The following is a 12,510-nucleotide window of genomic DNA, read 5'->3' on the forward strand; positions in this document are numbered from 1 at the left end:
ATCGATATCCGCTGTCGATGACTTGCGTCAATTTTTTATCGATTTTTGCGAATGAATTCACATCCGATTCGACCGTTGTCAATAAATAGGGGCGCATCACGGGCTTGATTGATTCCGACAACAACACGGCGGAAACGGACATTGATAAATCGGCTAACAATCACAGCCGCATATGATGCGGCGCAGAAATCAAGAAATGTAAGCAATTGTTAAAGGGCCGCAAGATGCAAACAGTATCGAATCATTCGTCGGCGGGGTTAAGCGTGAATCGTGGTAGAGGCCCCGGAACCGGGCATCAACGGGCAAGCGTGATCGTACTGTTGCTCGAGGGTTTTTCGATTATGCAGATGGGCAAGCTGGCGGCGGTTTTCGAACTCGCCAATCAGCTCGGTCGAGCCGACGGCGTATTCGCCGACCACTACGAATTGCGGCTTTATTCGATCCATGGCGGCCCGGTTCGTTCGTCGTCGGGTGTGGGGATCTGGACGGATGCCACCCGCATGCTCGAGGCAAGCACGGTTCACGCGATGTTCGTCCTCAGCGGAGAGGGCGGGATCGACGCCCTCGACGAGCAATTGATCGCGTGGCTCAGGCACGCGCATCAGCGTGCGCGCGTCGTCAGGGGCAGCGGTGGCGGCCGGAAGCTGTTGACGCAGATTCACCTGGCGCAAAAGGAGGTCGAGAAGGTGTTGCCGGCGGCGGACGACGGCGTCGCCTCGCACGCCGGACGCGACGACGTCGAATGTTCCGATGACGAGGACGACGGGCCGTTCTCGGATGCGTTGTCGATCGTGCGCGTCGACATGGGCTACGAAATCGCGCAGGAAATCGTGGCGTGCATGGTGTCCGGTGCGAATCGCAAGCTGACCGACGTGCTGTTCGGCGCACGCGTCGCGCGCGCCAGCACCTTGATCCGGCGCGCGGCACATCACCTGCGCGTCAACAGCGAGAACCGGATCTCCATCGCGGACGAGGCGCAGGCCGCCGCGATGAGCGAGCGCAATTTCCTGCGGCGCTTCAAGAACGAGATCGGTGTGACGCCAACCGAGTTCGTGCTGAGAATCCGCCTCGAAAAGGCCTGCCGCATGCTGATCGAGACGGATCTTCCGGCCGACAAGGTCGCGAGACGAACCGGCCTTGGCAGTGGCGACCGGATGGCCAAGCTGTTTCGCCAGCACTTGCAGACTTCACCGACCGAATACCGGGCCGCCGCTCGAAAAGGCGGCGACGCTTCGGCGGAAATGCTGTATGCGTCGGACCTGAGCAGCTGGATGAACAACACCGCATCGTAGTCACGCGCGCGTCGTTCGTTACTCGAAGGCGATACGTGAATTCATCGTGTCGAGCGTCATGAATATCCGGATAAACGGGATTTCGATCGAATGACGGGGCGCTCGATTCGAATCGAAAAAATCGGATATCGGTCGATCGCAGTGCAACAAAGGTGGATTCGGCCACAATCGTGGCGCCGTCCGACAGCAGCCGCCCGAAATGCGTACCCGCTCGATTAAGTTATCGACTGGACTTTCGAGGAGGCGGCACCCCGGTACTCCTCGGAATTTTGCCTGCCGTGTCTTCGTGAGCGCACTGTGCAGGCCTTTTTATTCCTCGAGCCAGTATTCGCGCGGTCGATATCCGCCGATGCTCGCTCGCACGTTCCGTGCGGTATTCGGCGATGAAATCGCGACCTGCCGTGCCGGATGACACCGGCAAGATGAATCAATTCATTGGCTTGAAACGGCGTGTCGCCATCGCGATCCGGATTCGAGAATCCATAAAAAAATCGCGCGTCATTCCGTATGGAACGTTATCCGTCAAATCGTGAAATCGATCGAATAAATCCGGCACGGAATCACCCTTGATTCCATCCGCCATCAACAAGGCGAATTCGGACGCAGGCGATAAAAGCGCGAGTCGCGGTGAATATGATGCACTGCGGCAACACGGAAGTGACGGCATGCCGACGGGCAAACGGATGGGCACGCTGACCGGCACGCGCACTGCAGCGTGCCGCGGCATGGCCGAATGACCGCCTCGGGCGACATTGAATGACAGGCGTGCAGTGCCGGTGCGCAACGCGGACGGGTGCTGAATGACAAATTAGGAGTTCATACCGATGAATTCGTTGATCAATCGAGCGACCGATATCGGGCTGATCGTGCTGGGCGCGTTCATTCCCGCATTGATCGGCGCCACCGGCGGCGCGCGCGGGACGCTGTTCGACGGTGCACTCGTCGCGTTTGCCGCCGCGCTGGCCTTGTCGGTATTTCCCGCCTGCGGCATCTACGAGACGGCGCGCACGCGTTCGGCGCTCCACGTGCTCGGCCGTACCGTGCTCGCGTGGATCGTCGTGCAGGGCATGAGCACGGCGCTCCTGTACATGCTGCATCGTGCGCACGTGCTGTCGAGCGAGTGGTTCGTGTGCTGGACGCTTGCCAGCGGGATCGGTCTGATCGTGTTCCGCGCGCTGACGCTCGCGATCTTCGGAATGATCGAGCGTGCCGGCGATCAGGTGCGTGCGGCGGCCATCGCGCACACCGACCTGCGCGGCCAGCGCGAGATCGGCCAACGGGCGGCCGGGCACGTGAAGCGCATGGTCAAGCGCGGCTTCGACCTGGTCGGCGCGTCGTTGCTGCTCCTCCTGCTGGCGCCGGTATTGCTGGGTATCGCGTGGACCGTGCGGCGCGACGGCGGCCCGGCGATCTTCGGGCACGAGCGCGTCGGCCGCAACGGCCGGCGGTTCAAGTGCCTGAAATTCCGCTCGATGGTGACGAACGCCGATGCGGTGCTCAAGGCGCTGCTCGAGCGCGATGCCGACGCCCGTGCGGAATGGGATCGCGAATTCAAGCTGAAGAACGATGTCCGCATCACGCCGATCGGCCGCCTGCTCCGCAAGACGAGCCTCGACGAACTGCCGCAGCTGCTGAACGTGCTGAAGGGCGACATGAGCCTGGTCGGGCCGCGCCCGATCGTCGAGGCCGAACTCGAACGCTACGGCACCGACGTGCGCTACTACCTGATGGCGAAACCGGGCATGACCGGACTCTGGCAGGTCAGCGGCCGCAACGACACCGACTATTCGACGCGCGTATCGCTCGACGTGTCCTACGTGCGCGAATGGTCGCTGCGTCGCGACATCGGAATCCTGTTCCGGACGATCAACGTGGTGGTGCGCGGTTCGGGTGCGTATTAGCCGCTGCCGCGCGCACGTCGCGAAGGATGCGCGGCGGCGGAGCGTGACAGTAGCAGGCGCGGCGGGGTTCGGCAGTGAGCAGTGGCGGCAAGCATGTCCGGTCTCGACAGGGGTGCTGTACTCGCGCGCGACACGACGCGGGGCGACCGGTGCAATTTCAAATTAAAAGAGTGCGAGGTTGTAATGCAGAGGTTGCGTCAAATGGAGTCGGTGCGCGCGATCGCGCCGCGCCGACCAATGCGCGTCGGTTCGCTCGTGATGATCCTGCCGCTGTGTGCGTTGCTGGGTGCATGCGGCATCGCGCCGGGCATGCGCATGCAGCAGCCGGCGTCGATTCCGCTGCAAGGCGGTGCGACACCGGCCGAGAGCGCCGCGCTGCCGGTGCCGGTCACAAACATCGACCTGTCGCTGATCCGGCGCATGCGCGACACCGAACGCAGTACGCGCGGCGAAGCGCGCGATATCGTCGCGGCGCCGGATGCGTACACGATCGGGCGCGGCGACGTGCTGCAGATCACCGTCTGGGATCATCCCGAACTCGCGGCGGCGCTCGGCGCGCCGGCGCAGGCCGCACCGCGCGCGGCGGATGCGCCGCCGGGTTTCGTCGTCGACCAGGACGGCACGCTGCAGTTTCCGTTCGCGGGGCGCCTGCCGGTGGCCGGGCTGACGGCCGAGCAGGTTCAGACTCAACTCACGCGGCGTCTCGACAGGACATTCAGGAATCCACAGGTCACGGTGCGCATCGCGTCGTTCCGCGCGAAGCAGGTGTATATCGAGGGCGAGGTGCATACGCCGGGCTCGCAGCCCGTGAACGATATCCCGATGACGCTGTACGACGCGATCGGGCGGGCCGGCGGCTTTGCGGCATCCGCCGACCAGAGCCGCATCGTGCTGGTGCGCGACGGCGTCGAACGCCGGATCGACCTGACGGAGATGGCCGAGCAGGGGCGCAACCCGTCGAAGATCGTGCTGCGCAACGGCGATCTCGTGCGTGTGCTGCCGCGCGACGAGAGCGGGGTGTTCGTGATGGGCGAGGTCAACAAGCCCGTGACGGCGTTGCCGATGCGCAATGGCCGGCTGACGCTGAGCGAGGCGATCTCGCAGGCCGGCAGCCTGAACGCGAACACGGCCGATGCGGCGCAGCTCTACGTGGTGCGCGGGATGCAGGACGAGCAGCCGCAGGTCTATCACCTCGACGCGCGCTCGCCGGTCGCGATGGTGCTGGCGAATCAGTTCCAGCTGAAGCCGAAGGATGTCGTGTACGTCGACGGCAACGGGCTCGTCCGCTTCAGCCGCGTGCTCAGCCTGTTGCTGCCGGCCATCAACGCCGGCCTGACCGCAGCGATCGCGACCAAATGATGGAATCGATCCTGATCGTCTGCGAGGGCAACATCTGCCGCAGCCCGATGGCCGAGGCGATGCTGCGTCACGCGATGCCCGGGCGTCGCGTCGCGTCCGCCGGCCTGAACGCACTGGTCGGCCTGCCGGCCGCGCCGTATGCGCAGGACGTCATGCGGATGCGCGGCTTCGACGTGTCGACGCATCGCGCGCAGCAGATCGGCCGCTCGCTGTGTACCGATGCCGACCTGATCCTCGTGATGGACCGTCGCCAGCGCACGTCGCTCGAGAACCAGTTCCCGTTCGTGCGGGGGCGCGTGTTCCGTCTCGGCGAGTACACGGATTTCGACGTGCACGACCCTTACCGCCAGCCCCGATTCGTGTTCGAACGCTGCGCGCGACTGATCGAGCTCGGCGTGTCCGAGTGGTCGAAGCGCCTGCGTATCGTCTGACGCGGCCACAGGTCGATGCCCCACTGGAACCCCATACGCCTCCCCATCGTTGCCATGACCCAACCCTCCGCCCCGCCGCAGCACGCCGCCGAAGACGGCAGCGAGACCGACTTCGTCGCGGTGCTCGACATCCTGCTGGAAAGCCGCTGGCTGATCGCGATCATCACGTGCGTGCTGCTGGCCGCCGGCCTCGCTTACGCGATTCTCGGCAAGCCCGTGTTCGAAGCCAACATCATGGTCCAGGTCGAGGACAGCCCGGACACGTCGGCCGCCAAGTCGTTGCTCGGCGACGTATCCGCGCTGTTCGACGTGAAGTCGTCGGCCGCCGCCGAGCAGCAGATCCTCGCGTCGCGCCTCGTCGTCGAACGCGCGGTCGACAAGCTCAACCTTTTCATCGATGCCGGGCCGAAGCGTTTTCCGCTGATCGGCGACTGGATCTCACGCCATGCCGACGGCCTGTCCGACCCCGGCCTGGCCGGCTTCGGCGGCTACGCATGGGGCCGCGAACGGATCGACGTGGCGCGCTTCGACGTGCCGCGCAAGAACGAAGGCGATGCGTTCACGCTGACGAGCCTCGGCGGCAAGCGCTATCGGCTCGACGGCGGCGATTTCAATGCGCCGGTCGAGGGCACGGTCGGTACGCTCGAGCATTTCAGCTCGCCGCGCGGTCCGGTCACGCTGCTGGTCGCGTCGATCGCCGCGAAGCCCGGCGCCGCGTTCGTGCTGGTGCGCAACTCGCGTCTGAAGACGATCGAGGACATCCGCGACCGCCTCAACGTGCAGGAGCGCGTGAAGCAATCGGACGTCGTCGTCGCCAGCCTGCAGGACACCGATCCGAAATGGGTCAGCGACACGATGAACGAGATCGGCCGCCAGTACGTGCGGCAGAACATCGAGCGGAAGTCGGCGGAAGCCGCGCAGTCGCTCGAGTTTCTCAGCGGGCAACTGCCGCAGCTCAAGCAGCAGCTGACCGATTCCGAAGCGCGCCTGACGAAGCTGCGCAACGAGCACGGCACGGTCGACCTTACCGAGGAGGCGAAGCTCGCGCTGGCCCAGACCGCCGACGCGAAGACGCGCCTGCTCGAGTTGCAGCAGAAGCGTCAGGAACTGATGTCGCGCTTCACCGAGCGGCATCCGAGCGTCGCAGTGATCGACGAGCAGATCGCCGCGCTGAACGGTTACCGGAATACGGCCGAACAACAGATCCGGCGCCTGCCGGACCTGCAGCAGGATACGGTGCGGCTGATGCTCGACGTGAGGGTCAACACCGACCTTTACACCGCGTTGCTGAACAACATGCAGCAATTGCAGCTCGTGCAGGCCGGCAAGACCGGCAACGTGCGCCTCGTCGACACCGCGGCGGTGCCGGAAGTGGCGGTGCGGCCGAAGAAGGCGCTCGTCGCGCTGGCATCGCTGCTGCTCGGGCTGCTCGCCGGCTGCGGCACCGCGATCGCCCGCTCGATGCTGTTCCATGGCATCTCCGATCACAACGAGATCGAGCGCCGCCTCGGCCTCGCGGTGTACGCGACGGTGCCGATCAGCGACCATCAGCGCGACCTGGCCGAGGAGGCCGCGCGCAAGAGCGGCCACAAGTCGATCCTGTCGATCGACTTCCCGAACGAGCCGGCCGTCGAGTGCCTGCGCAGCCTGCGCACCGCGCTGCAGTTCGCGATGCTCGAGGCGAAGAACAACATCGTGCTGATCGCCGGCCCCGCGCCGGGCGTCGGCAAGACCTTCCTGTCGTCGAACCTCGCGGTCGTGATGGCGAGCGCCGGCAAGCGCGTGCTGCTGATCGACGGCGACATCCGCAAGGGCCGGCTGCACGACTATCTCGGCTTTCCGCGCGGGCGCGGCTTCACCGAGCTGATCGCCGGCAGCGCGCGTGTGGAGGACGTGATTCATCGCGAGGTGGTCGACGGTCTCGACTTCATCTCGACCGGGACGATGCCGAAGAACCCCGCGGAGCTGCTGCTGAACCGCAATCTCGCCGCGCTGGTCGACGAGCTGTCGTCGCGCTACGACATCGTCGTGATCGACTCGGCGCCGGTGCTCGCCGTGCCCGATACCGGCATTCTCGGCGCGGTCGCCGGCACCGCGCTGCTCGTCACGATGGCGGGCAGGACGAAGCTCGGCGAGATCGCCGAATCCGCGAAGCGCTTCGCGCAGAACGGCGTCCGCCTGAGCGGCGTCATCTTCAACGGGGTCAACCCGCGGCTCGGGCAGTACGGGTACGGGTCGAAGTACGGCGGTTACCGCTACGTCGCGTACGAATACGGGGCGCAGGATGCGTGACGCGCACCACGCCGGCGGCGGCCCGACCCGCGTATCCGGCCGCGCACCGCGCACGGAGGCGAGATGATCAATCCACGGGATTCGATCGTGTCGCTCGCCGGCGTCGTGGTCGGCCAGATCGCGCTGTTCGCCTGCATCTTCGTGATCGGACGGCGCTTCGGGCCCGAGTCGCTCGGCCATTTCAACTATCTGCTCGCGCTCGCGACCTTCGTCGGCACGCTGCTCGCGTTCCGCTACGAACTCGCGTGCGTCGACGACGCGCCGGGCGAGTCGTTCAACGCGTTCGTCAACGTGACGGCGTTGAGCCTGGTCGTGACCGCGGTGTTCGGTTTCGTGATCGCCGTCGCCGGACGCGGGGATCTCCGTCTCGTCGCCGTCTATGCGCTGGCGACGTTCGTGCAGCTGGCCGCCGGGTCCTACCTGAACAGCCTCCGGCGCTACGGCTGGATCGCGCTGTCGCGCGTGGTGGTCAACGGCCTGTTCCTCGCGGGCCTCGTGCTGTCGCTCGCCTGTTCCGCGTGCGGACGCGTCGACGTGTTCGCGCTGTATGCGTGGGTGACCGCGGTGGTGTCGATCGTGATGGTCGCGGCGATCCTGTACTCAGGCTATCGCGCCGGGTACGCGTTCAGGCTGTCGCGCGCTTTCTTCGTCAGGAACCGCCGTTTCGCGCTGTATATCCTGCCGTCGACGCTGTGCTCATCGGTGCTGACCTACGCGCTGTCGATCGCGATTCCGCACTGGTTCGATGCGCAGAGCGCCGGCTACTTCGCGGCCGCGTACCGGCTCGGTTTCTTTCCGGTATCGCTGATCGCACAGAGCGTCGGCGGCGTATTCCGCCGCGACGCGATCGGTGCGATGGCGCGTCCGGATGCGGGCGCGGCGGTGCCGCGCGTGTACCGGACTTACGCCCGCGCGCTCGCGGTACTCGCGGTCGTGTACATGGCCGGCGGGCTGCTGCTGTTCGCGCCGCTCGTGAACCAGTTCTTCGGCGCAAGCTGGCGCGGCTCGGTCGGGTTCTATCACAGCCTGATGCCGTTGTTCGCGCTGCAGCTGATCTACGTGCCGCTGTCGCAGATCTTTCTCGCGACGCGCGCGCAGCGCATCGATTTCCTGTTTCAGCTGACCTGCGGCGTGTGCCTGACCGGTGCGCTGGGCGTCGCAAGGCTGATGAACCTGTCGGCCCCGGCGAGCGTGCAGGTTTTTTCGCTGACCGGCGCGGCGCTGATGGCGGCCGGCATCGCGCTCACGTACCGGGTCCTCGACACGAACCTGTCCCGATCTCGCGCGCTGGCGTGAGATTTCCGCAACGGCGAACGAGCACACCATGATCCTGATCGTCATCGATTCCCTCGAGCGTTACACCTTCGCGACCCGGCTCGTGAATGCGGTGCGGCACGAATACGAGTTCGCGTTCCTGACGAGCGAACCGGTCGCGCATCTCGGCCTGCTGCTGGGCGGCTACCGCTCGGTGTACCTGAACCGGCTGATGCCGATCGACGTGCCCGACGGGCAGGCGGCCGACCGCACGCCGTACCAGCTGTCGATCGAGGTGCTGAACGGGCAGATGACCGAGGCGCGCGCGAAGCGCGAGTCGGCGGCGATCTTCCATATCGCATCGGAGGTGCTGCGCGGCCTGCGGGTCGAGCAGTGCGTGATGTGGAACGGGCAGCAACTGGTGTGCCGCGCGGTGCGGCAGGCATGCACGGTGTACGGCGTCGCGACCCGCTTCATCGAGATCTCGAACCTGCCGGGCAAGCTGTTCGTCGATTCGCTGGGTGTCAATGCGCTGTCGACGATCAGCCGCAACCCCGAGGCCATCGATCGGCTGCCGCTGCCCGACGAGCACACGCATGCGCGCTGGCTGTCGGCCTACGAGCGCTACAAGCAGATGCCGCTGCCGCAGGCGCGGACGTCGTTCGCGCGCAAGGCCATGTCGGCGGCCAACTACGTGCTGAAGGTGCTCAGCCGCGGCGTCGGCCGCCGGCGCCTGGCGAGCGTGCGGGCGCGCAACGGGATGCCGGCGCCGCGCCAGGCCACGTACATGCCGGCCGACACGCTGGCGGCGAACCGCTATGTGTTCCTGCCGCTGCAGGTGTCCGGCGACACGCAGATCAAGCTGCACTCGGACGTCGACAACCTCGAGGCGATCCGCCATGCGTTCGAGTTCGCGGCGAACGAGAGCGCCGACCTGTTCGTGAAGCTGCATCCCGCCGAGACCGATGCGGCCGAGATCGAAGCGATCGTGCGCCTGCAGGAGACGTATCACTTCGAAATCGTCACGTCGCCGACCACCGACCTGCTGCGGCACGCATATGCGGTCGTCACGATCAATTCAACGGTCGGGCTCGAGGCGATGCTGTACGGCAAGCGCGTGGTGTCGCTCGGCCGCTGCTTCTACAAGGAGTTCGATCGCGAGCGGCTGCTGAAGTACATCCATTCGTTCCTGGTCGACGGTATCGACTACTTCGGCGCCGCGCGCATTCCCGCCGATGCGGCCCGGCGCGTGTTCGCGGCGCGGCACTGACATGGGCGTCACGTTGCGACAGACCGCCGAGGCGATCGCCGAAGACTGCCGCCGCAATGCGTTCGTGAAGACGCGCAGCGTGGTGGTCTTCTACCGCGTCGTGCATTACCTCGCGTGCCGGAGCCGGTTCACGCTGCTGGCCGGCGCGCCGCTGATCCTGCTCTACATCGTGCTGTGCGACTGGCTGATGGGCATCGAGATTCCGGTGAAGACGAAGATCGGCAAGGGGCTCGCGCTCTATCACGGCACCGGCCTCGTGATCAACGGCTACGCGGTGATCGGCGACTACTGCACGCTGCGGCACGGCGTGACGATCGGCAACACGATCCGGAAGGACGGCACGCTCGGCGGCGTGCCGACGATCGGCGACCACGTGGAGTTCGGCGTGCACAGCGTCGTGCTCGGCGCGGTGCGGGTCGGCGACGGCGTGCGGATCGGCGCGGGCGCGGTGGTGTTGCGCGACGTGCCCGACCGCTGCGTGGCCGTCGGCGTTCCCGCGCGCATTCTCGACAACGAACAGGAACCGACATGAAAGTGTTCATTCTGCATCCCGGCAAGGCGAACTATCCCGAGATCGCCGCTTACCGCAGCCGCCTGGGCACGCACGGGTTCGAGGTGTTCGACGGCGATCTCGATGCGTACGCGCGCTTTCCCGCTCGGGACGTCTGCATCCTGTGGTGCATCATGGGTTTCTATCGCGCGCTGCCGCCCGCGCGGTTCGTGATTCACGACTACCGGTCGCTGTCGGTCGGCCGGCTCGCGGCCGTCAAGGACGGCGTGAAGCGCATGCTGAACGTGCGGCCCGACTTGCGGATCTTCCAGAACGAGCAGATGCGCGACGCGATGGCGTTTCGCGACGGCGTGCGCGCGCTGCTGTTGCCGATGGGCGTGCCGGACTGGATCTTCGATCGGGCCGATGCGGGCAGCGACCGTGTCGCGCCGGGCGGCGCCGATGCCGCGCCGATCGTGTCCGGCAGGTTCTGCTATATCGGTGAAATGAGCCGCGAGCGCGGTTTTCACAAGGTGCTGGCCGCCTATCGCGACGCGCAGCGCGACGAGTCGGACACGCTCGTGCTGGTCGGCCAGCCGGAGCCCGAAATCCACGCTGAGTTCGTCGATACGCCGGGCATCCGCTTCGTCGGCCGCGTGCCGCAGCCGGACGCGCTGCGGATCGTCCGCGACAGCGAATACGCGGTGTGCTTTTTTCCGTATCACCGGCCGCATTGTTTCCAGACGCCGACGAAGCTGCTCGAATACGCGTCGCTCGGCAAGAGGATCATCTGCAACGACGCGCCGTCGAACGTGCGCACCGCGCACGAACTCGGCATCCAGTGCCACGTCACCGGTGCGGCGATCTTCGACGAACTGTTTCCGCTGTCGCGGATCCGCGCGACTCGCCCCGACCCGGCGGCAATGCAGTCGCTCGAATGGGGGCGCGTGATCGAGCGGTCGGGCGTGCTCGCGTTCATCGATGCGGCCGCGGGGCGTCGTCCGGATGCGTGACGACGTCATTCGCCGTCGGTGCGCGACGGCTCATCCCTCATGGAACGGATTCCGATGAAGATCGTCCACATGGTCGAATCCAGCGCCACGGGCACGTTGTCGATGGTGTGCCTGATCGCGAATCGCCTGGCACGCGACGGCCACGACGTGCATGTCGTCTACTCGGTGCGGCCGGACACGCCGCCCGCCATTGCCGCGATGTTCGACTCGCGGGTGTCGCTGCGCCACGTCCAGATGAAAGGCGTGGGCCTGCTGCGGACCGTCGGCCGGCTCCGCGCGACACTCAACGAGATCGGCCCGGACGTCGTGCATTTGCACTCGTCGTTCGCGGGCTTCCTCGGGCGGCTGTCGACGCTGTTCGCGCTGCCGAAGGCAGCGTTCTTCTACAGCCCGCACTGCATCTCGTTCATGCGCCGCGATATCTCGGGCGTGAAGCGGCTGGCGTTCGTCGGGCTCGAATGGATCGCGTGCGTGCGGAAATGCCTGTACGTCGCGTGCTCGGAAAGCGAGGGCCGCGCGATTCGTGCATGGCTGCGTCAGCCGGTGGTAGTGGTCGAGAATGCGGTAGTCGATACGCCGTCGTCGGCACGGGCGGGCGACGAAGGGCGGCCGGCGGCCGGCCCCCTGCGCGTGGTGACCGTCGGCGGCATTCGCGCGCAAAAGAATCCGGCGCTGTTCGCGCAGATCGCGCACGGCCTGCGCGCGCGCGGCGTGCGCTTCGTCTGGATCGGCGACGGCGACGATGCATCGAAGGCGCGGCTGGCCGAGTCAGGCGTCGAGGTGACCGGATGGCTGCCGCACGACGAGGTCGCGCGGCGGCTCGCAGGCACGGACGTGTATCTGTCGACGTCGTCGTGGGAAGGCATGCCGGTGTCGGTCATCGAGGCGATGCTGGCGGGGCGGCCCGTCGTCGTGTCCGGGTGCGCCGGCAACGTGGATGTCGTGCGCCATCTGCAGACCGGCGTGATCTACGCGACGGCGGCCGACGCGGTCGCGTGGCTCGAGCGCCTCGCCGTCGACGACGCGCTGCGCCGGGACCTGGCCCGGCAGGCGAGCCGCGAGGCGCGGCAGCGCTTCGGCGAGGCGCGCTTGTTGGCCGAGCTCGTGCCGCTCTATGCTGCGTGGGTGGCGCGCTGACACCCGCATCCGGCTGCGCCCGACCGGCGCGATCGCGCGGCATTCGCCGCGGCGCAACGCGCCCGACACCG

General features: G+C 66.3%; 11 protein-coding genes. All 11 read left to right on the forward strand.

Annotated elements, in window-relative coordinates; translation table 11 throughout:
* The first annotated feature begins 320 nt into the window (after window positions 1-320).
* A complete protein-coding gene (locus DPV79_RS02180; protein WP_051392201.1) occupies window positions 321-1,292 on the forward strand; it encodes a GlxA family transcriptional regulator in 972 nt (323 codons plus the stop codon).
* Between the two features lie 566 nt (window positions 1,293-1,858).
* Entirely contained in the window at window positions 1,859-2,029 is a 171-nt protein-coding gene (locus DPV79_RS42475; protein WP_021158107.1) for a hypothetical protein, read from the forward strand.
* An 87-nt stretch (window positions 2,030-2,116) separates the two neighbouring features.
* The gene (locus DPV79_RS02185; RefSeq protein ID WP_113044645.1) at window positions 2,117-3,193 is read left to right on the forward strand and encodes a sugar transferase; all 1,077 of its coding nucleotides are present in this window, start codon (window positions 2,117-2,119) and stop codon (window positions 3,191-3,193) included.
* Window positions 3,194-3,376: 183 nt separating this feature from the next.
* Window positions 3,377-4,552 carry a polysaccharide biosynthesis/export family protein gene (locus DPV79_RS02190; protein ID WP_113044646.1) on the forward strand — a complete coding sequence of 392 codons (1,176 nt, stop codon included), beginning with the start codon at window positions 3,377-3,379 and terminating at the stop codon, window positions 4,550-4,552.
* Complete coding sequence (locus DPV79_RS02195) at window positions 4,549-4,983, forward strand: low molecular weight protein-tyrosine-phosphatase (RefSeq protein WP_042973863.1); 435 nt, start codon at window positions 4,549-4,551, stop codon at window positions 4,981-4,983. Before DPV79_RS02190 ends, DPV79_RS02195 begins: the two co-directional genes overlap by 4 nt.
* 54 nt (window positions 4,984-5,037) lie before the next feature.
* On the forward strand, window positions 5,038-7,275 hold the full coding sequence (locus DPV79_RS02200) for a polysaccharide biosynthesis tyrosine autokinase (protein WP_113044647.1): 2,238 nt from the start codon (window positions 5,038-5,040) through the stop codon (window positions 7,273-7,275).
* Between the two features lie 63 nt (window positions 7,276-7,338).
* Window positions 7,339-8,571, forward strand: coding sequence for a lipopolysaccharide biosynthesis protein (locus DPV79_RS02205; protein WP_113044648.1), 1,233 nt, complete (start codon window positions 7,339-7,341; stop codon window positions 8,569-8,571).
* 28 nt (window positions 8,572-8,599) lie between these two features.
* Window positions 8,600-9,799, forward strand: a complete 1,200-nt coding sequence (locus tag DPV79_RS02210) for a capsular polysaccharide export protein, LipB/KpsS family (RefSeq protein ID WP_113044649.1) — start codon at window positions 8,600-8,602, stop codon at window positions 9,797-9,799.
* 1 nt (window position 9,800) lies between these two features.
* Window positions 9,801-10,331 carry a serine O-acetyltransferase gene (locus tag DPV79_RS02215; protein WP_021158102.1) on the forward strand — a complete coding sequence of 177 codons (531 nt, stop codon included), beginning with the start codon at window positions 9,801-9,803 and terminating at the stop codon, window positions 10,329-10,331.
* Window positions 10,328-11,302 carry a glycosyltransferase gene (locus tag DPV79_RS02220; RefSeq protein ID WP_113044650.1) on the forward strand — a complete coding sequence of 325 codons (975 nt, stop codon included), beginning with the start codon at window positions 10,328-10,330 and terminating at the stop codon, window positions 11,300-11,302. The genes DPV79_RS02215 and DPV79_RS02220 overlap by 4 nt, the downstream gene beginning before the upstream one ends.
* A 54-nt stretch (window positions 11,303-11,356) precedes the next feature.
* Window positions 11,357-12,439, forward strand: a complete 1,083-nt coding sequence (locus DPV79_RS02225; RefSeq protein WP_113044722.1) for a glycosyltransferase — start codon at window positions 11,357-11,359, stop codon at window positions 12,437-12,439.
* Window positions 12,440-12,510 lie beyond the last annotated feature (71 nt).

It is taken from the genome of Burkholderia reimsis (genome assembly GCF_003294055.1).
Taxonomy (GTDB): domain Bacteria; phylum Pseudomonadota; class Gammaproteobacteria; order Burkholderiales; family Burkholderiaceae; genus Burkholderia; species Burkholderia cepacia.